This is a genomic window from Pseudoalteromonas sp. SR41-4 (assembly GCF_014163985.1).
Taxonomy (GTDB): Bacteria; Pseudomonadota; Gammaproteobacteria; order Enterobacterales; family Alteromonadaceae; genus Pseudoalteromonas; species Pseudoalteromonas rhizosphaerae.
Window position 1 is genome coordinate 33,309 of sequence record NZ_JACJEI010000021.1, and the last position, 21,988, is coordinate 55,296.

The window sequence follows — 21,988 nt, forward strand, 5'->3', positions numbered from 1 at the left end:
ACACTATGGTTAATGATTATCAGGGGAAAATTGAAATTGAGACTATCGTAAGTTTAGGTACATGTGTGCGATGTATTTTTCCAGTGTTGAGTGAGCGACCTTAACTCAGGGCAAAAACCATTTAACCAGAGTTAGGTTAAGTAATAATTTGCTTTTAAATTAGCCAATTGTTGGTTAGTGTAGGTATGAATTTTATAATAACTTGAGGGTGAATAATGCTTAATGAAAAAAGTGAATTGGTTCTTAGGGATTATCTAAGTCAGCACCCTGAACTAAAAGTGGTGAGTACTGACAGCGTGATTGGTTTTATCAGTGGGTTATTGGCGTGCTCGGAATTTTATGGCGAGTCAGAAATTGCCAATTATATTGCTGATAAAAATGACCCTATTTATACCCGATTAATGACAAGCTCAGCGGAGCATGACGCAATGATCACGCTGCTGGATAATGTGACCGAGGCTCAGGTCGCGCAGCAGCATATACTGGCAAGTATTTACCCTCATGGTAAAGATGCTAAAGAGCCGAGTGAGCAACTACAACAATGGTGTGTCGGCTATTTAGCTGCTTATATGGTGAATCAAGAAGTATGGCAGCATGACTTTAACTTTTTACTCAGTGCCGATAAACAGGTCGTTGAGAATCAGGCAGATGGACAGTTATTTATTGATAACTTTGAAGCGACGCTTAATTTACTAGCCACTTTTGCGATGTGGCCAGATTCGCTCAAAGAGCATCCAGAACCAGCGGTACTTAGTGAAGGCTTTGCACTACTGTATACTGGATTAGATGAAAGTCTTACTGGCATTGCATCCATGGCATTGATGCTAGAAGATGAAAAACTGGCTTTGTGGGAAGAAGAAGGCTAGAAAACATAGTTTTAACAACCAGCATGATTTGAATAATCATGCTTTTTTTTGTTTAAAATTCAATCAAAAACATGAAAAAGAAGAAAATTTAGCTAATTTTTGCATATATCGACCATTGTCGCAGTTAAATATGTTTCTTTTTATATGTGTATGTTGCTAGGATGTTCGTCAAGGCGTCATTATGTAAATGACGCTGCATTACACTAATTATAACTTTTATGAATTTACTTGTTTATTACTGCAATCGAGTAAACAGGTGAAGAGTCAACAGGGTCGAACAACACACATGACAATACTTCGTTTAAATACATTGGCTATCGCCGTAGGACTTGCATTTACCAGCTCAGCTGTCATGGCTGAAGACGCACAAGTTCAGGCAGAAAAAAACATAGAACAAATTTCCGTTTTAGGTTCACGGGTATCTAACCGCACAGCAACTGAATCTTCGTCACCCATTGATTTAATTGACGCTGATGATTTAAACAAAGGTGGCTTTACCGAGCTTGGTCAAAGCTTACAAGCTACAGCGCCATCGTTTAATTTTTCGCGTACACAAGTTTCTGACGGTTCCGATTTATTTCGCCCAGCAACATTACGCGGCTTACAGCCAGACCAAACCCTGGTTTTAGTAAATGGTAAGCGCCGTCATAATCAATCTATTTTTGGCCTTAATGGTACAGTTGGTGCAGGTGCTGCGGGTACCGATATGAATGCTATTCCACTTACGGCACTTAAAGGCGTTGAAGTATTACGCGATGGTGCTGCAGCGCAGTATGGCTCTGATGCTATTGCTGGGGTCATTAACTTATCACTGAATGATTCAACTGGTATAACAACTGGTTATGTACAATATAGTGAAACAGCTGAAGGTGATGGCGATACCATTTCAGCGGGTTTAAATCGCGGTTTTGATTTGGGCACAGAAGGCGGTTTTATTAATTTATCTCTTGAGTATCGTGATGCCGATGGTACTAACCGCGCAGAGCGCGATACAGGTGGATCGCTTGATGTAGAGCCAGGTACATTATCTGACAACGTTCGTTGGGGCCAAGGTAATTCGGAAAGTGAATTTACCTCGTTATTTTATAATATGGCATTGCCAATGGGCGACGGTGAGCTTTACTCGTTTGGTGGTTACTCTGAGCGCACTGCACTGGGTAACGGTTTTTACCGTAACTTTAACGAAGCATCTAAAAATGTTACTCAAGTATACAGTGATGGTTTTTTACCGCGCATTTATAACGAAGCACAGGATATTTCTATTGCGCTAGGTTTTAAAGGTGATATTAATCCAGATTGGAATTACGATGTATCGGCAGTTTATGGTGAAAACCAATATGACTTTACATCACGCAATACATTAAATGCTTCTTACGCGGCGGAGTATTTATTTAATAACCCAACGGCAAGTGATGCTGATATAGCAGCAAATGCAGGCCCAAGTGGTGGTTACTCAGGTGGTTTTAGGTTCGATCAAACAACAATTAACCTTGACGTAAATGGTATTGTGGACATTGGTCGCGGCGAACCACTCTATGTAACAATTGGTGCAGAGTACCGTAAAGAAAATTACCAGATAGTACCTGGTGATGAAGCTTCGTACGCATGTGGTTTAGCAAACATGGATACATCGTATCCATCAGTGAACGACCCTGAGCAATTTGCACAATGTGGCTTTCAAGCTTATAACGGTTTGCGTCCAGAAGCTGCAAATCAGAGCGACCGTAACAGCTACGCATTTTACGTAGATGTTGAAACTATGCTTACTGATGCATGGAACGTCAGTGGTGCACTTCGCTATGAAGATTTCTCTGATGCTGGAGATGACTTAATTGGTAAGTTAGCAACGCGTTATGAATTTAACGATGACTTTGCAGTACGTGGTGCGTTATCTACTGGTTTTAGGGCCCCTTCGCTGCAGCAAAGTGGCTATACAGCATTTACTACTAACTTAGGATCCGACGGCACGTTAACGCAATCATTTACTGCAAATACGGGCACTGCTTTCCCAAGTGCACTAGGTGTAGATAGCTTAAAGCTTGAGACATCGACAAACTACAGTGCTGGTTTTGTTTACGATGTCACAAGCGAACTTTCGTTAACGGTTGATTTTTACCGCGTAGAAATTGAAGACCGTATTACACTTGGCAGTTTATTAACGGCTGACGATGTATCGTTTAGCTCTGAGGCTGTTGCTGCTTTACAAGCAACCGGCGCTGTACAAGCTAACTACTTCTCGAACTCAGTTGATTCAACCACTCAAGGCGTTGATATAATTGCATCATATCGTACCGATGTAGAAGGCGGTAACTTTGGTGTTACTTTTGCGGGTAACTTAAACGATACTAAAATTGATGGTGTAAACGCAGCGGACGGCATTCCAGAATCGGTTGCATTTGATGATTTACAACGCAGCTTTTTTACCGACGGACAGCCTAGTGAACGAGCAACACTTACCTTTGACTACGAACGTGATGCATACACTTCAACAATTCGTTTTAATTACTTTGGCGAAACTGATGTAAAATATTTTGGTAACGACCATATATCATTACCGGGTGAGCTTTCGCCAACAGGTTCATTCAAACCAACTAGTACGGTTGAATCAGCAGTGTTAGTTGATTTAAATGTTAGCTACCAAATTAATGATATGTTTGTGCTTTCGGTTGGTGCCGATAACGTATTTGACGAAACGCCAGATGAACTAGGTGATGACGAAGTACTAAACTTTATCACCAATGGCGCATTTAAATACCCTGTACGTGCATTGCCTTATGGCTTTGATGGCAGAAGTTATTACGCAAAAGTAAGTTTTAGTTTCTAAATTTATAGTTGTTATTAAGCCCGCAAATAAGCGGGCTTTTTGATTTAAAATGCTTGTGTTTTTTTATATCAAGCATACAATCGCAAAACTTTTAAAGAGGAAAAATAAATGAGTAAACGTCGTTCTAAAGTGACTAAATCTACAACATCAGTAGATACAGGTCGGGGTGTTATTCGCGATAATGCATTAGCCGCATTAGTGACATCGAAAATTTTTAAACCACAAATTGTAGCTGCTAAAAAAGGTAAAGGTGCTTACAAGCGCAACAAAAAGCATGCAGGACAAGAGTCCTATTTAATCGCCGCTTAATGACGTTGTGATCAAATAGGGCTTTTGTTCTAAACGCTATTTTTTATAAAAAATAGCAAGCTCAGAAATTTTTATAAGACCTCGCTTAGATAATTTTTTTCTAATCGAGGTTTTTTGGTTATATAGTCTACCACCTTATTGTTTATACCTATTCACACTCACGTTTACGTTTTCGTAAAACTTGCTAGAGCCCGCGAAGATACTCACAAATAAAATGTAACCATAAATTAACCTTGCGTTCATATTTTGTGTGCGAAATTACCCATTCTTTAAACTGCATGGTTTTTATTTGATGTTAAATGCTGATAAAAAATATAATTTATAGTCCTTTTTGGTTAATAAAATGGCTGTTTTCTATACATCACATATCCAAATTAAGTTGACGTATGAGTTAACTGTGGTAGTTTTTAAATTGATTTGTAAATTTAATGTTATATTTAACCCTGGGCGGAGGAGCTATGAGCTCACAAATGACAATAAAAAATGCTTTCAAACTAAGTGCGGTGTCACTCAGTTTTGTAGGCTTAAGTGTGCACGCAGCAGTCGACTGTAGTGCATTAACGCAATGGCAAACGGGTCAAACTCACAGCGGTGGCAGCCAAGTACACACACAAAATAGTGCATATGAGGCAAAGTGGTGGACACAATCAAACCCTTTAGAGAATTCAGGCCCGTGGCAAGAATGGAAACTTTTGGGTTTGTGTGACAGCGCTGTCATTGAGAATCAGGCACCCAATATTACAGTATTAACTCCTGCAAATAATTCTCAATTTGCCGATAAAGACAGCGTTGTCATAACTGCGCAAGCAACCGATGAAGATGGTTCTGTGACAAAAGTTGAGTTTTTTGTTGATGGTGCATTAATCGCAACTGATAGTAGCGCACCGTTTAGTACTAATTGGCCCGCGGTTGTCGGCACTCATCAATTGAGTGCAGTAGCAACCGATGATGACGGCGCGCAATCTTCGCAAGTGATCAATACGATCAGCGTTACTGAAATCGTGGATCCGGTTAATCAAGCACCGGTGGCAACAATTAGTTTCAGTAGTTTACCAACAGAATTAACGGTTGGCTCACAAGTAGTGTTTGCTCTTGCAGGTACTGACAGTGATGGTCAAGTAACGGCACTTAACTTTGCGGTTAATGGTGCTGATGTGCACCAAGCAAGTACGGCATCAAGCAGTTATGCTTGGCAAGCAACAGCGCTTGGTCAGGCAACCTTTACGTTAACGGTAACTGATAACGAAGGCGCAACAGCCCAAGTAACAAAGGTGCTTACTGTTGTTGAAGAAAATACCGGACCAGTGACTGGAACTGATTGTCATCCGCAGGGGTTATATCAAACACCAGGTGTAAATACGCCGTATTGTACTGTGTATGATGCAGATGGTCGTGAGATAATGGGTGTTGATCATCCGCGTCGTGTAATTGGTTACTTTACCAGTTGGCGCAATGGCGCAAATGGCCAACCGAGCTATTTAGTAAATGATATTCCATGGGATAAAATAACTCATATCAACTATGCGTTTGCTCATGTTGATGCCAATAATAAAGTATCGATTGGCGATCCAAATGCAGCCGGTAATCCAGCTACAAATATGGAATGGCCAGGAGTGGTAGGTGCCGAAATGGACCCAAGCTTCTCGTATAAAGGTCACTTCAATCTTTTAAACAAATTCAAAAAACAACACCCACACGTTAAAACATTAGTATCTGTAGGTGGTTGGGCTGAAACGGGTGGTTTCTTTGATGAAACGGGCCGCGTTGAAAGTGGTGGTTTTTATACCATGACGACCAATGCAGATGGTTCAGTTAATCAAGCGGGCATTGATGCCTTTGCAAAAAGCTCAGTCGAGTTCATTGAGAAATATGGTTTTGATGGTGTTGATATTGATTATGAATACCCATCATCAATGAAAGATTCAGGTCACCCTGATGATTTCCCAATTTCAAATGCACGTCGTGCAGGTTTAAATGCATCTTACCAAGTACTAATGAAAAAGCTGCGCGAAGAGTTAGACCGTGCTGGTGAAAAAGCGGGTAAACATTATTTACTAACAATTGCATCGCCTTCTTCAGGTTATTTACTTCGTGGTATGGAAACATTCCAAACGGTTAAATACCTCGATTACGTTAACATCATGTCTTACGACCTTCACGGTGCATGGAACTCGCATGTTGGCCACAACGCTGCCTTATTTGATACCGGTCTTGACTCCGAGCTTGCGCAGTGGAATGTATATGGCACTAAAGAGTTTGAAGGGATTGGTTATTTAAATACTGATTGGGCGGTACGTTATTTCCGCGGCGCAGTATCGGCAGGGCGTATCAATATTGGTATTCCTTATTATACCCGTGGTTTTAAAGATGTCAGCGGTGGTACTAATGGGCTGTGGGGGCAATCTGCACTACCTAATCAAGCAGATTGCGCAACAGGTACCGGCGTTGGCGAAAAGAACAAGTGTGGCAATGGCGCATTAGGCATTGATAATCTTTGGCATGATAAGAACGATGCAGGACAAGAAATGCCAGCAGGTTCTAACCCGTTGTGGCATGTTAAAAATCTTGAGAACGGCATTGTTGGTTCGTACTTAGGTGTGTATGGCTTAACACCAGAGACTGATGTTGATGATCAATTAACGGGTACTTATACACGTCACTATGACAGCGTTGCTGTTGCACCTTGGTTATGGAACTCAGAGAAAAAAGTATTCCTATCTATTGAAGATGAGCAGTCTATGGCAGCTAAAGTTGATTACGTAATTAACAATGGCCTTGGCGGTATCATGTTTTGGGAACTTGCTGGTGATTATGATTTTGACTCAGCAAAAGGTGAGTACTTCATGGGTTCTACCTTAACAACTTTGGCTTATGACAAGTTTAACCAAAGTGGTGTGGCGTACGACACTCATCCAGGTAATCCAAACTTTGTTGTACCAACTGAAGCGGTAGATGTAACGTTTGCAGCAAAAGACTTCCCAATTGGTGATGATAACTACCCAATTAGCCCAACATTTGCGTTTACTAATAACTCCAATATTGATCTAAGCGGTGCGAAAATTTCGTTTGATGTACCTGTATCAACCTCGGCTATTTTTAAATCTAACTGGAACGCACAAGAAAAATTGGGCATGGCAGTTGAAGTAAATGGCTCAAATGCAGCAGGTAACAACATTGGTGGGTATGAAAATGAATTCCACCGTTTTTCAATCACTCTGAACAATGAATGGGGCGGTCAACCGAAAGACTTCAGTGGTGGCAAAACAGTCAATGCGCAAGTTATGTATTACATGCCAATTACCGGTCCTAGTAACTTTACTATAGAAAAAGATGGCAAAGTTTACGCGTTCAAATTTGAATACCCACAATTGCCTGATGGAACTACCGGTGGCGGCGACACCACGGATCCTGGTAATGGTGGTGGCGATACATCTGGTATGTGTGAAGGTGTGGCTGTGAGCTCAATCCCTGTATATCCAAACTTCCCTCAAAAAGACTGGGCAGGCAATCCAAGCCATGCCGCAGGCGGTGACTTAATGGTTCATAACAGTGCCGTTTATAAAGCGAAGTGGTGGACAAGTTCTGAACCTGGAGCAACAGCTGACTGGACTAAAAGTTGTAGTCTGTAAGTAAATAATAGGGGCAAGTTTGCTTGTCCCAAAATTTCAGCTTTTCAAGAACAAAACAATGATAGCTATTAAATTTAAAACTTTATCACTCTCGGCAGTGGCAAGCAGCGTATTACTAACAATTATGCCAGCGCAAGTGAATGCTCATGGTTATATGGATAGCCCAAAAGCGCGGCAAGCTTTTTGCCAAGCCGATGGTGGGTATTGGTGGCCCGAAGATGGCACTAATATTCCAAACCTTGCTTGTCGTGCCGCATTTTTAGAGTCGGGTACAGTGCAATTTGTACAAGATATTGAGTTTTCAGTTAATACACCGGACTACTTAAATCAAGCCGCGGTAGAGGCTAAGGTACCAAATGGGTCGTTATGTGCCGGTGGTGACAACGCAAAGCGTGGTATGGATTTACCTTCGCCGCATTGGCAACGCAGTGATGTGGTACCTAATGCCAATGGTGAAATTCAAATTCGTTACTTAGCAGCAACGCCGCATAATCCCAGTTTTTGGCAGTTTTATTTAACTAAACCAAGCTTTAATGCAGCAACAGATGTATTGACGTGGGCTGACTTAGAGCTAGTTCAACAACATGAAAATATTGACGTTATCAAAGATACCGATGGAAAGCGTTATTACGAAATGAATGTTGCTATTCCACAAGGGCGCAGCGGCGATGCTATTTTATATAGCCGTTGGCAACGTATTGATGTGGTGGGGGAAGGTTTCTATAACTGTAGCGATATCAATATTGTGACAGACGCAGGGCCGACGGATCCGAGTGTTTGGTCAAGTGTTGGTTACTTTGTTCGTCAAGGACAAAGTGCCATTGCGGGTGACACTGTTTGGGCACGTTTATTTGATGAAAATGGCCAAGAGGTTATCAATCAGCAATTAAAAGTGACCGCTGCGAATCAAGCGAGTTGGCAGCAAGCACTGGCACAACAACTGAACTTAGATTATGCCCATTTAGTACAAATTGGCGTGCAAAATCAAGCCGGTGACGTGGTTTATAACAGTACTGATGTACTGACTAATCAAGTGTATAGCAGTAATGAAAATTACACTTATACCTTAAGCGTGCAAAGCGCTCCCACTAATACTGCGCCAATTGTACACACTTTGGATGATTTAGTTGTCGATGAAAACACCAGCACAGCCGTACACCTTCATGCTTTTGATGATGAACAAACGCAATTGAACTACAGCTGGTCAGTGCCAGCACCACTGAGCTTTACCGGTGGTGACGCAAACGTGGTGATTAGTGCGCCAGAGGTATCAACAAGCACAGATTATACCGTGTCGGTTTCGGTTTCGGATGGTCAATTAAGTACTCAAACTAGCTTTAAAGTCACTGTAAATGACAGCGTTATCACTGATCCTGATGTTGCTGCTTGGAGCAGTAGTGCAGTTTATCAAGCCGGTGACAAAGCCAGTTTCCAAGGTGTTGTTTATACCGCGAAATGGTGGAGTCAGGGTCAGCAACCTGATAGTTCTAATGCATGGCAAAGCGATTCACAACCGGGTATGAATAACGATTGGAATGTAAGTAAAGCCTATCAAAGTGGTGCTGAAGTAACCTATCAAGGACAGCGCTATAGCGCTAAGTGGTGGACTCAAGGTGATACACCTGGACAAGCCAATGTATGGACCAAACTTTAATCAGAAGCCTAAGTTTTGTAGTTCAAACTTATTAAATAATTAAATAAATAATGGATAAGAGAGAAATATGAATATTAAACAGTTAACAGCAGCCATTGGCGTTGCTCTATTTGCAAGTACAGCCGTTGCAGCACCGTCTACACCAAGTATTAATTGGGAACCGCAACAGTATTCTTTTGTTGAAGTGAACTTAGAAGGTAATGGATCATATAAACAACTTGTTACTCGTGTTGATGAAGTTGCTATCAACATTCAATGGAGTGCATGGAGCGGTGACGGTGGTGACAGCTACAAAGTTTACTTTGATGATATGTTGGTAAATGAAGGTACACTTGCTGCAGGTTCTAAGACCGGGACTATTTCTTTCCCTTATGACAAAGCTGGTCGCCATACATTATATGTAGAACTATGCGAAGGCGGTACTACTTGTGCACGCAGTGCTGGTAAGCCAATTGTGATTGCAGATACCGACGGCGGGCACTTAGCGCCACTGCCGATGGATGTTGATCCTAATAACCGTGATATTGGTACCAAAGCAGGGTTAGTGACCGGTGCTTATTTTGTTGAGTGGGGTATTTACGGACGAGATTATGATGTTACAAATATCCCGGCACAAAACTTAAGTCACATTTTATATGGCTTTATTCCAATTTGTGGTGAAAATGCATCATTAACTGGCAGCCCTAAACAAGCACTTGAAACAGCCTGTGCTGGCTCTGCTGATTATGAAGTGGTTATCCACGATCCATGGGCCGCTGTGCAAAAAGCATTGCCAGGTGTGGATGCAAAAGATCCAATCCGTGGTACTTATTCACAGTTAATGGCACTTAAGCAGCGTTATCCGGATCTTAAAATCTTACCATCAGTAGGTGGCTGGACGCTTTCTGATCCATTTGGTGGTTTTACTAATAAAGCTAACCGCGACACCTTTGTAGCATCAATGGAAGAGTTTTTAAGAACCTGGAAGTTTTACGATGGTGTTGATATTGACTGGGAATTTCCTGGTGGTGACGGCCCTAACCCAGATATTGGCGATCAGATAAATGATGGTCCTGCATACGTTGCGTTAATGCAAGAGCTGCGCGCTATGCTTGATAAGCTTGAAGCTGAAACAGGCCGTACTTATGAGCTTACGTCAGCAATTGGCGCTGGTTACGATAAAATTGAAGACGTTGACTACCAAGCCGCTAGCCAATACATGGATTATATTTTCGCTATGACTTATGACTTTTATGGAGCATGGAGTGGCGTAACTGGCCATCAAACTGCGCTTTATTGTGGTGAGCATATGAGCGTAGGGCAATGTAATGGTACGGGCGTAGATGAAAACGGTGAGCCACGTAAAGGCCCTGCTTATACAACAGATAACGCAGTACAGTTATTATTAGCACAAAATGTAAACTCGAAAAAAATTGTTGTTGGTACTGCTATGTATGGCCGTGGTTGGGAAGGTGTTTATCCAACAGGCACCACTATTGATGGTAACCCTATGACAGCAACAGGCTCCGGTCCATTAAAAGGCTCAACAGCACAAGGCGTGTGGGAAGATGGCGTTATTGATTATAAAGGCATCAAAACTCATATGATTGGTGCTGCAGGCACTGGTGTTAATGGCTTTGAAGTAGGCTACGATGACCAAGCGCAAGCTGCGTATGTGTGGAATCGCGCCACAGGTAAACTAATTACTTACGATAGCCGTGAGTCAGTGATAGCTAAAGGTGCTTATGTTAATCAATATAACTTAGGTGGGTTATTTGCATGGGAAATTGATGCCGATAATGGCGATATTCTCAATGCTATGCACGATGGCTTAGGTGGAGTTGTTACACCACCAAGTAATAAAAAACCAGTGTTATCAGTATCAAGCACTGTAACCGTGAACGCTGGCGAAAGTGTTTCTGTCAGTGCTTCAGCAACAGATGCCGATAATGATCCACTAACGTTTAGTTGGACTGCATCATCTGAATTAACGGTATCTGGTAGTGCTACAAATACATTAGCAATTACTGCACCTGACGTAACCCAAGACAGCCAGTTTACGGCAACCGTCAGTGTAACTGATGGCAAAGCAACGGTAAGCCAAAGTGTTGTGGTTAATGTCATCGCGCCAACAACTGTTGACAACACTGCACCGACAGTTGATGCGATTGCTGATATCACTGTTGAAGAAGGCGCTTCTGCAGCAGTAACGGTTGTTGCCTCTGATGCGCAAAACGACGCACTGACTTATACATGGAATGTCCCTACAGGTCTTACATTAGTTGGCAGTGGTGCCAGTGTTAATCTTACGGCGGGCGCAGTCGATGCTGATATTAATTTGACAGTATCTGTGGCAGTAAGTGACGGCCAAGTTGCTACCACTCAAAGCTTTACTGTAACGGTAACTAACACCGATACAACGCCTCCTACAGGTGATACGTGGGATGTCAGTAAGGTATATGTTGGCGGCGATATTGTTGTTTATAACGGTATTACATACAAAGCTAAATGGTGGACTCAAGGTAATCGTCCTGATTTAGGTGGCGTTTGGGAAGCAACAACTCCACCAGTAGATGATACTGGTTCAGTAGTTTGGCAATCTGCGGCTGTTTATAATAGCGGTGATGAAGTAATGCACCAAGGCAATAAATACCAAGCTAAGTGGTGGACTCAAGGAAATGAGCCAGGCGTAGCAGGCGTATGGAAATTACTTTAATTAGCCTATTACCCAAGCCTACTTTGAGGTAATAAGGTTAATATGTAATTTACTTAAAGCAGCTTTCGGGCTGCTTTTTTTGGTTTTTCGAGTCAGATGCACCATACTGTAAAAAGCGTCTGTAATTTAACTAGGCTGTAGTTATCAAATACATTTATTTATTTCTGATATTATTGAGTCCAATTAGTAACAGCTGCGAAAAAACTCTGCAAGTAGGGGTGATATTACCTTGGCCACCATTTGTCTTTGATGGTGAGCAGGCTCTTACAGGAATAGATGTAGAGATCAGCCGTTTGGTGTTAAAGCATGCTGGATTCTGTAGTAAGTTTGTGCCTTTGCCGTCATCAAAGCGCGGTTTGGTCGAGCTTGAAAATGGCCGCGTGGATATATTAACTGCTGCGAGTTTCAATCAACAACGTGCCCAATATAGTCACTTTTCAACCCCATATAGACGTGAGAAAATGCGGCTGTTCTGGTATGAAGATACTAAGTATCTAACACACGATTTAGCCAGCCTGTTGGCGCAACAAAAAACCATAGCCGTAAATAATGGTGGTTATTATGGTAAAGAATTTGAGCAGCTAAGCAAAGTCACAAACAATAAAGATTTACTTGTACGAGTACCTTTGCTCAAGCATCGGCTATATATGTTAAAAGCTAAACGCGTCGATTTTATGATTGATGATGAAATATCTGGGTTATACCTCATAAGCCAAGAAAAAATCCCCGGTATTACACTGCATCCTTATGTTATTCATGATAATCCAATCCATTTTATGCTCAGTAAAAAAACGGTCACGATGGACAATGTGCGCTCCATTAATGCAGCGATCATTGATATGCAATCGAATATCAAGCAAATAATTGCCAGCTATACCTATTAATTAACTAGCTATAATTGATACCACTAAAGCTGCGCACGTTTTACTGTGTCTGAAGGGTTTTCGCCAAATAGTTGTTTATAGTCTTTAGCAAACTGGCCCGGATGCCAAAAGCCCCAATTGGCGGCAATCATTGAAATGGGTTTATTTTGTTGCGGATCACTGAGTTCACGGCGTATTTGGTTAAGCCGGGTCATGCGTAAAAAACGCAGCGGATTGATGCCTAAAATACTTTCAAAGCTGTATTGTAAAGTCCGTCGACAAACGTAGGTAAACTCACATAATTGGGTGATAGTCACTATGTTGTCTGGGTGATCGTGAATAAATTCTTTCGCTTTATCAACAACGTTTTTACGATGTTTATAACTTGGGGTTACTTTTTGCTGGGGGAGTTGTGATTGCAGTAAATGCAGCACTAAACTTAATAAAATATCGTGTTGTAAAGCCGCACTTGCTCCACCGCCATTAGCATAAATGATTTGTTCAATGCATTCACGAGCACGTTGCAGTGTTTGTGGTGATGTTGTAATACGCGGTGATCCATGTTCACAAATGCCCTGAAGCGACAACCCTTGTCGCTGAGCAATTTGATGAAGCGTATCTTGATTGATCACCATGCCATAAATATTAAATTGCTCAGGGGTGATCAGCTCAAAGTTGCAATCACTTGGGCGGCACATTAATTGATTATCAGCGATGGTGAGACCGTTAATTTTACTGTTTTGTGCGTTTACCGGAATACCAAGCCATAACGCATTTGGCCATACTTTACACTGTTGTCGTAATGCGCACTGGGTATATTCTTTAAACACTTGCAAACCATCATAAGCCACTTCATCAATACAGCCATAAAAGCGGCCATCACTGACTTGATCATATTTTTGTTGCCAGTTTGTTAGGTTTCCCGCCTGCTGGTCCACATCGGTCGTAGCTAAAGTGCACTTACTTGGTGCATTTGTCGGTAAATTATGTTGCATAGTTGCGTATTACACCCCAGGCTAATTATTACAAGCAAACAGTAGTTGTCCGATTTTTAATTTTAACTATTTGATTTTTATTGTTTAAATAACATTTGCCAAAACTTGATAGTTGCTTGGTACGCTATAAGCTACCTTAAAAGAATCGTTGCACTGTTTATTGTTTTTTTATTGCTTTTTATTGTAGTGGAAGCAATAGCTGTGCCTATCCTTTTTAACACACATTTTGTCAGCAAGGTAAGTTTATGAGTCAATCGTATCGATACACGTTAGGAAGTAAAACCTACCGATTTAACAATCTCGCACAGTTAATGGCTAAAGCGACCCCGCAGCGCTCTGGTGATAGCTTAGCAGGTGTTATTGCCAGTTCTGCCGAAGAGCGAGCCGTGGCACAAATGACGCTGGCAGAAGTCCCTTTAAAAACATTCTTGAACGATGCCTTGATCCCTTATGAAGACGATGAAATTACTCGGCTAATAATAGATGAACATGACACTAACGCATTTGCAGCAATCGCACATTTAACGGTAGGTGATTTTCGTAATTGGCTGCTGAGTGATCACGCAACAAGCCATATTTTAGCGACCATCAGAGCGGGTATTACCCCCGAAATGGCTGCTGCGGTTAGTAAAATAATGCGTAATCAAGATCTGATCTTAGTTGCCAAAAAGTGCCATGTCACGACTGCATTTAGAAATACCATTGGCTTACCTGGCCACTTATCAACACGCTTACAGCCTAATCATCCAACAGATAATGTAAATGGCATTGCCGCGAGTATTTTAGATGGGCTGCTGTATGGCAGTGGCGATGCCGTAATTGGTATTAACCCCGCCACTGATAATGTTGCACAAGCGATAAAATTAATGCGGTTAATGGATGATGTGATTGAAAAATACCAGATCCCGACTCAAAGCTGTGTTCTTACTCATGTAACTAACACCATTGAATGTATTGAGGCCGGTGCGCCGGTTGACTTAGTGTTTCAGTCTATAGGGGGGACTGAGGCGACTAACTCAAGTTTTGGTTTTAATTTAAATACACTTGCTGAGGCGCAAGATGCAGCACAAAGTTTAAAACGCGGAACAGTAGGCAATAATGTGATGTATTTTGAAACGGGGCAGGGCAGCTCGCTATCAGCAAATGCCCACCATGGGCTTGATCAACAAACGTGTGAAACCCGTGCTTATGCCGTAGCGCGAAAATTCAAACCGTTACTGGTCAATACCGTAGTGGGTTTTATTGGCCCGGAATATCTATTTGATGGCAAAGAAATTACTCGAGCAGGGCTTGAAGACCATTTTTGTGCCAAATTACTGGGTGTGCCTATGGGCTGTGATGTGTGCTACACCAACCATGCTGAGGCAGATCAAAATGATATGGACAACTTACTGACCTTACTCGGTGTAGCAGGGTGTTCGTTTGTAATGGGGATCCCCGGATCTGATGATATTATGCTTAACTATCAAACCACCTCATTTCATGATGCTCTGTATGCAAGGCGGGTATTAGGTTTGCGTCCAGCACCTGAATTCGAACTTTGGCTGGCAAAAATGAACATTATGACAGATACCCAGCAGCATATTTTGTCTGACACGCTACCGTCACAATTTGCGCGTTCTTTGAAAGCTTTAAGTGGTGGACAGCCATGAAAAACTCATCTCCCAAAACGGCACAGCAAATACAGCAACAACATCAAGATAATGGCAAAGTGGTGCATAACCCATGGCGGCAACTACGCAGCTTTACCGATGCACGCATTGGTTTAGGGCGCGCTGGGATCAGTCTTCCGACGGCTGAAATGTTGGCGTTTCAACTCTCCCATGCGCAAGCACGAGATGCGGTTAATTTTCCATTGGATTTAGCTGCGTTAAGTGAACAGCTAGAGGATTTTTGCGCGTCACTACTGCATTTACATAGCCAAGCCGTGGATCGCAATCATTATTTACAACGCCCTGATCTAGGTCGAAAACTAGATCAAGCATCGCGCGATCAGCTAAGCAATTATATGAGTAAAGCGGCTACAGCCACTGAGTTACACCACGATATCGCAATCGTTATTGTTGATGGTTTATCGTCTTTAGCAGTACAAAAAAATGCCCATCCTTTTCTTGTTCAGTTACTGACGATACTGCGTGAACAACCAGAGCCATGGCGTTTGGCACCGATCAGCTTAGTGGAGCAAGGTAGAGTGGCGATAGGCGACGACATAGGTGAGCTCCTTAATGCCAAGGTGGTGCTGGTATTAATTGGTGAACGGCCAGGGCTAAGTTCTCCAGATAGTTTAGGGCTGTATTTAACTTGGCAGCCAAAAACAGGGCTGAATGATGCTTGTCGTAATTGTATCTCTAATATTCGTCCTGCGGGGCTGTCATATCAGGATGCAGCACAACGGACTTTATATCTTTTACAAGAAGCGAAACGTTTAAACCTGTCAGGGGTGGGTTTAAAAGATCGCAGTCAAGACGATGTGATAGAGCATCAAACGCAAACAACAAACTTTTTACTATCAGAATAATCAACAACGAAAACATAATGTAATTACAACAATAAATAGCAGGAGAAGATAATGTCAGATAATAAAGAGTACCTTGCAAAAAGACAGTTAAAACGAGGCTCCGCGGGATGGATTTTATTGGCGGGATTAGGAGTGTCGTATGTTATTTCTGGGGATTTTGCTGGTTGGAATTTTGGTATTGCAGAAGCTGGTTGGGGCGGCTTTGCTGTCGCCACAGTATTAATGGCAGTGATGTATTTAACTTTGGTTTTGTCATTAGCAGAAATGTCGGCGGCCATTCCGGCATCGGGTGGTGGCTATAGTTTTGCGCGTCAGGCAATGGGCCCTGCTGGTGGTTATTTGACTGGCTTGGCAGTGTTAATCGAGTATGCATTAGCACCCGCTGCGATTGTTATTTTTATTGGCTCGGCGGTCGAAGCGCTACTGGGTTTTAATGGTCCTTGGGTGTATGCGTTGTTCTATATTGTGTTTATCAGTATTCATTTAGCGGGAGTGGGTGAAGCGTTAAAAGTGATGATGGTGATAAGTGGCTTAGCGGTTTTTGCCATTATAGCCACTGCGATCGCATTATTTACACATTTTGATGTGTCGCGATTGTTTGATATTGCCATCACCGATGCTGCTGGAGCCTCCGAGTTTTTGCCCTTTGGTTGGTATGGCGTGTGGGCTGCATTGCCGTTTGCAATGTGGTTATTTTTAGCCGTTGAAGGCGTACCATTAGCGGCAGAAGAAGCCAAAGATCCAGCTAAAGACGTGCCAAAAGGAATTATAGGTGCAATGTTGTTTTTATTGTTTACTGCTCTGTTAGTCGTAGTATTGATCCCTGGTGCCGGTGGTGCCAGCGCAATGGGCGCTAGTGCCGTGCCGTTAGTTGATGCGCTAAACGTAACAGGGAATGCAAGCTTAGCAACACTCGTTAATATATTAGGTTTAGCGGGTTTAGTGGCATCGTTTTTCTCGATTATCTATGGGTATAGTCGGTTAGTGTTTGCGCTCTCTAGAGCGGGCTACTTTCCAAAAAGTTTGTCGGTTACAACTTCACGAAAAGTGCCGGCACGTGCCTTAATTGTGCCGGGTATTTTTGGCTTCTTAGCATCATTAAGTGGTGAAGGTGATTTAATGCTGGCGATGGCCGTGGTAGGCGCTACGGTTTCGTATGCATTGATGGCATTGAGCCATATTTTACTGCGTATTAAACAGCCTGAACTCGCACGACCTTATAAAACGCCAGGTGGCATGATAACCTCAGCAATTGCGCTGGTCTTATCTTTGGTGGCTTTAACTGGGGTGTACGCGTTTGATCCTCGTGCATTCTTGTTTACTGTGGTGCTATTTGTGATCGGAGCGATTTATTACTTTGCATACAGTAGTAAGCACTTAGTCGCACACAGTGCCGATGAAGAGTTTGCTATGTTGGCTGAAGCTGAAGCCGCTTTAAGTGCAAAATAGTGATAGTTTAATGTTATTAATAGGCCGTTAGCACGGCCTATTAATAATGCAATTAACCAAGGCGGGTCACGTTTATTTTTATACGCCCAGCATTAGCGCCATAAAAACGCACCAAATCATTTGCAAAAGGCGTAAATTCTCCTGAGTGAGTCATTTTAAATTCACCCCCATCGGCAATCTCAAAAGCATCATTATCGCTATGGGCAATAGCACCAATTAAGGCAAACCAGTTTGCATGTGGTAAACGACGAAAGGGTTCGAGCAATGCCATGGGGATCTCTTTTACACCCAACTGTAGGTTATCTCGGTGCCAACCTTGTGGCCCACATTTTACGCCATCGTCATACCAAAGTTGTTCTGGGTAAGGGCTAAAGCGATAAGTAGCCCCTTGTTCAAGCATTAGTCCTGTTGCATTGTATTGCTCTGCGGCATAAACCAACACATCTTGGCTTTGGCCAATTTGTAACACCGACATGTTTTGATTTTTTAAAGCAATATGGGCAGACAAGCCGTTAAAACTGAGCGTAGTTTGATCTGCATACAGCAGTAGATAACTAAGGTTTTTTAAAGACTCGGGACGATAACTGGTTAATTGATTGATACGTGTAGCAACACTGTGGTGGATAATGGGTAACAGCTTACTTTGTTCGTCATCAACCAGCACGGTACATTCACGATCAATCAGTTTAAATAAAGGATTAAACCAAAAATAATTCTGTTGATGGCTTAACGCGAGAGGATCTGGGGTGATGGTCATATCATCTTGGGCGATAAAACTGTTTTGATCAGCAGGAAATAACGATGAATAATCGATTGCTTGACTAGTTAAAAAAGATAAAGCCACAGGCAGTTCAAGTAACCACTCCATTGCAAAGCGTAAGCAAATATCCGCCAGCCCATCTCGATAATAGCCACCACCGATATCGGAATGCGCGCCTGCAAACCATATTTCATGTACATTGTTTTGATGATTTATAAGGGTAGGTTCAAAAGCTCGACGCTTTTCATCCAGTGCCACACAATGCAGAGCCTGATTTATGTTGGTCGCTAAAGTATGGTTTTCAAAAATAACATGCTCAGCGCCTCGGGTGGCCTTGGTGACTTTGGATAAACCAATGGATGCCACAGTATCAAATACGCATAAATAAACGTTATTATCTATGAGCGGCTCTAAGCATTTTGCAAAACGTCGTGCTAACGCAGCGCCGCGACTAAAGCCGGTGAGTAACAATGTATCGCCAGTTTTGTAGTAGCGCTTAAAATCATTTATAGCATGATTTAAAATACTGGCAACATCGTCATCGCGTGGTGCGAAAGATTGATTGAGGAATCGCTTTAAACGACTTCCTTGAGTTCCAATACCTTGGTAATAGAAGCTAAGTTGATTAGTAAAAGGAGTAACGGGCTCGTTATTTAACTGGCCACCCATTAATAAATGAAGTTTGAGAATATTCGAAATGCTTGCATCTTCCTTAAAATGCGCAGAGCTGAACTGCTCAGCATCACGTGGCTCACTACCTGTGCCATCAAAGTTGAAAATCAGCGTTTTCGCGGTCATAGCATCATTCCTTTATGTGGTTTTTTATAACTTACAGGTAAATTATTTAAATTTGAAGACAATCCACTCAAATATGCAATAAGGATTTTTGTTATTTATTTTAGGTAATACTTTTTTATAGATTGAAAATAATATAGTCAAATGTAGTCTAAGCTTAAACAGTTGAAGCTCTGGTTTAGTAACAAAGTTCAAGTTGCCATTAAGCCTTAGGTTAAATAGTTAAGTTACGCAGATTTGCCTAGAGCAAATGTATTATTGTGTATCTTTAGGTAGGCATGATAAAAGGTATCGTGTTGCTATGACTAAATTTTTTATTATTTTGCTGTTATGCATACAAAGTACTGCTGCGCTTTCTAATTCAATAACACAGCCTTTAGTAGGATCTCATAATGAATGGCCTCCCTACATATTTGCTGATGGAACGGGTATGACTACTGAGCTTGTACGTGCTGCATTTTTTAGCCAGAATATTGCATTCGATATTAAAATAGCGCCATTTAGTCGTGCAATGCGAATGTTAGAAAATAATGAAATTGATTTGATCCCTGCATTATGGTGGACAGAAAATCGTGCTAAAACAATTTTATTTAGCCAGCCCTACTTTATTAATGAACTTAGCATAATTAGTAATACTAAGTCGCAGCTTGATTATCAAGGCCCTCACAGCCTAGAAAGCTTAACAATCAGTACAATTAGAGGTTACGGATATCATGAGTATTTACAGTCTATTGATAGGCTTACAATCGTTCCTTTACTTAATGTCCATAGTTGTCTTGAGCATGTAAAAAAGCATCGCGCTGATATTGCTCTGGTTGATAAATACGCAGCATGGTTCGAAATGAAAAAAAATGGCTACTCAACAGAGCTAACAATTTGGCAACCAGCTTTAATTAAGCACCCTCTTCATATTGGAATCAGTAAAGAGCACCCCAATGCTGAATATATAATAACCTCCTTTAACAAAGGGCTAGAGCAAATAAAGCGCTCAGGTGAATATGATGAAATATTAGCCCGTTACGAACATCTAGCCTCAGCACAGCCAGAGTAACTAATAAAAAAAATAAAGACACCCACTTAAATAAATAAAGACACCCACCTAATAAATGGCGATTGTAGTAATTCAAACTTAAATGACACCCACAAACTTAAATGACACCCATAACAAACTTAAATGACACCCATAATAATGACTATATTTGCAGTATTACCATGAGGAACTAGTATTTTATAAGGAACGTGATATCTGAGGTATTTATGGCTACTGCAAGAAATCGACAAATCAGTTTAACGGACACTCGTTACTATCATTGTATATCACGATGTGTAAGACGTGCCTATTTATGTGGTGTGGATGAATATACGGGGCAATGTTATGAACACCGCAGAAAATGGGTTGAAGATAAGCTAATGAGTTTGGCATCTCTCTTTTTTATAGATGTGTGCGCTTATGCAGTAATGAGTAATCATACTCATATTGTAGTGTACGTAGATAGTAAAAAGGCGGAAAGAGTAAATGATAGAGCAGTTGCAATTCGCTGGCATAAAGCCTTTAAAGGTTCTGAATTAACACGACGTTTTGCTAAAGGTGAAAAGCTAGCGTCTTTTGAGATGAAAATAGTTACAGATAGTATTGCGCAATATCGTTTAAGGTTAATGGATATTAGCTGGTTCATGCGCTCTTTAAATGAATATATAGCGCGAAAAGCAAATAAAGAAGATGACTGTAAAGGGCGATTTTGGGAGGGACGGTTCAAATCCCAAGCATTACTTGATGAAGCCGCATTATTAGCATGTATGGCGTATGTTGATTTAAACCCAGTTCGGGCAGGTATTGCTGACAAACCAGAAAATTCAGATTTTACGAGTGTCAAAAAGCGTATTATTTCGATCGCAGCAGGTAAACAGCCCAAATCATTACAACGTTTTTCAGGAATGGCAACACAGCATATGGTGAAAGGTTTACCTTTTGAGCTAACTTCCTACCTTTCTCTTGTTGATGCGACTGGGCGCTGTATTCGTCCTGATAAAATAGGTTATATAGCCGCCGATCTAACCCCTTTGCTTGAAAGGTTGCAAATAACCCCCGAAAACTGGTTGAAAGTTACCAGCAAATTTACCACCGTTTTTCACGGTGCTGTTGGAAGACCTGAGTCGTTAAATATGTTTTGTGAACATCAACACTTTAAGCGACGAACGAATCTAACGAATTGCGAAAAATTACTAGCGTGATAACGTAGCCAATAATACATAACTTGTTAATTCAGGTTTTTTTGACGCCTAAAAATGCAAACGCCTGATATTTATCTGCCATTTGTATAAAAGTCCTTTTTGAAAATAACTACGGTTTTTAATTGTTTCGTTTATTGCCCTAACCTGGATGTTTGTAATTTCCTTTTTATTTAGAATGGGTGTCATTGCAATTTTTAGCATTGCAATTTTTTGATGGGTGTCTTTTTTATTTACCTTCAATCCATTGTTTTAAAATGTAAGTTTGCATTTTTTTTAGATATATATGGATGGGTGTCAATTTTAATTTCATTGTTTTTAGATATATAGATGGGTGTCATTTTTTATTTTATTTCTAGGTGTGTAAGTGAAGCGGCGGCTCCACTTACTCTTGTTAGTTGC

At 41.4% G+C, this 21,988-nt stretch carries 14 protein-coding genes; 12 read left to right on the forward strand and 2 right to left on the reverse strand.

Annotated features, from left to right (window positions below):
- Positions 1 to 215 precede the first annotated feature (215 nt).
- From H5180_RS15940 to H5180_RS15970, 7 genes are all read left to right on the forward strand, one after another.
- A complete protein-coding gene (locus H5180_RS15940) occupies positions 216 to 866 on the forward strand; it encodes a UPF0149 family protein (RefSeq protein WP_182732540.1) in 651 nt (216 codons plus the stop codon).
- Between the two features lie 286 nt (positions 867 to 1,152).
- Positions 1,153 to 3,690, forward strand: a complete 2,538-nt coding sequence (locus tag H5180_RS15945; protein ID WP_182758624.1) for a TonB-dependent siderophore receptor — start codon at positions 1,153 to 1,155, stop codon at positions 3,688 to 3,690.
- A 108-nt stretch (positions 3,691 to 3,798) separates the two neighbouring features.
- Positions 3,799 to 3,999: an alternative ribosome rescue factor ArfA gene (arfA, locus tag H5180_RS15950; protein ID WP_149981958.1), complete on the forward strand. Its 201-nt coding sequence runs from the start codon at positions 3,799 to 3,801 to the stop codon at positions 3,997 to 3,999.
- A gap of 458 nt (positions 4,000 to 4,457) precedes the next feature.
- Positions 4,458 to 7,628, forward strand: coding sequence for a glycosyl hydrolase family 18 protein (locus tag H5180_RS15955; protein WP_182758596.1), 3,171 nt, complete (start codon positions 4,458 to 4,460; stop codon positions 7,626 to 7,628).
- 58 nt (positions 7,629 to 7,686) lie between these two features.
- Entirely contained in the window at positions 7,687 to 9,282 is a 1,596-nt protein-coding gene (locus tag H5180_RS15960; RefSeq protein WP_182732543.1) for a lytic polysaccharide monooxygenase, read from the forward strand.
- A gap of 67 nt (positions 9,283 to 9,349) precedes the next feature.
- Positions 9,350 to 11,977, forward strand: a complete 2,628-nt coding sequence (locus tag H5180_RS15965) for a glycosyl hydrolase family 18 protein (protein ID WP_182758597.1) — start codon at positions 9,350 to 9,352, stop codon at positions 11,975 to 11,977.
- 173 nt (positions 11,978 to 12,150) lie between these two features.
- On the forward strand, positions 12,151 to 12,861 hold the full coding sequence (locus H5180_RS15970) for an ABC transporter substrate-binding protein (protein ID WP_182732545.1): 711 nt from the start codon (positions 12,151 to 12,153) through the stop codon (positions 12,859 to 12,861).
- 23 nt (positions 12,862 to 12,884) lie between these two features.
- On the opposite strand, the gene H5180_RS15975 is transcribed toward H5180_RS15970, so the two are convergent.
- Positions 12,885 to 13,835 (reverse strand): helix-turn-helix domain-containing protein, encoded by a 951-nt coding sequence (locus tag H5180_RS15975; RefSeq protein WP_145239807.1) that lies wholly within the window; start codon positions 13,833 to 13,835, stop codon positions 12,885 to 12,887.
- 245 nt (positions 13,836 to 14,080) lie between these two features.
- On the opposite strand from H5180_RS15975, the gene H5180_RS15980 reads away from it, so the two are divergent.
- From H5180_RS15980 to eat, 3 genes are read left to right on the forward strand one after another with little or no spacing between them, the layout of a single operon-like run.
- Complete coding sequence (locus H5180_RS15980; RefSeq protein ID WP_182758598.1) at positions 14,081 to 15,487, forward strand: ethanolamine ammonia-lyase subunit EutB; 1,407 nt, start codon at positions 14,081 to 14,083, stop codon at positions 15,485 to 15,487.
- Entirely contained in the window at positions 15,484 to 16,353 is an 870-nt protein-coding gene (eutC, locus tag H5180_RS15985) for an ethanolamine ammonia-lyase subunit EutC (protein ID WP_145239803.1), read from the forward strand. The genes H5180_RS15980 and eutC overlap by 4 nt, the downstream gene beginning before the upstream one ends.
- Before the next feature lie 51 nt (positions 16,354 to 16,404).
- A complete protein-coding gene (gene eat, locus H5180_RS15990; protein ID WP_220493127.1) occupies positions 16,405 to 17,802 on the forward strand; it encodes an ethanolamine permease in 1,398 nt (465 codons plus the stop codon).
- Positions 17,803 to 17,854: 52 nt separating this feature from the next.
- Here the strand turns inward: eat and H5180_RS15995 are convergent, their stop codons facing one another.
- On the reverse strand, positions 17,855 to 19,360 hold the full coding sequence (locus H5180_RS15995; protein WP_145239800.1) for a DUF2235 domain-containing protein: 1,506 nt from the start codon (positions 19,358 to 19,360) through the stop codon (positions 17,855 to 17,857).
- Between the two features lie 298 nt (positions 19,361 to 19,658).
- Here H5180_RS15995 and H5180_RS16000 point away from each other — a divergent pair, with 298 nt between their 5' ends.
- Positions 19,659 to 20,408, forward strand: coding sequence for an ABC transporter substrate-binding protein (locus H5180_RS16000; RefSeq protein WP_182758599.1), 750 nt, complete (start codon positions 19,659 to 19,661; stop codon positions 20,406 to 20,408).
- Between the two features lie 206 nt (positions 20,409 to 20,614).
- Positions 20,615 to 21,589 (forward strand): transposase, encoded by a 975-nt coding sequence (locus H5180_RS16005; protein WP_145239794.1) that lies wholly within the window; start codon positions 20,615 to 20,617, stop codon positions 21,587 to 21,589.
- Positions 21,590 to 21,988 lie beyond the last annotated feature (399 nt).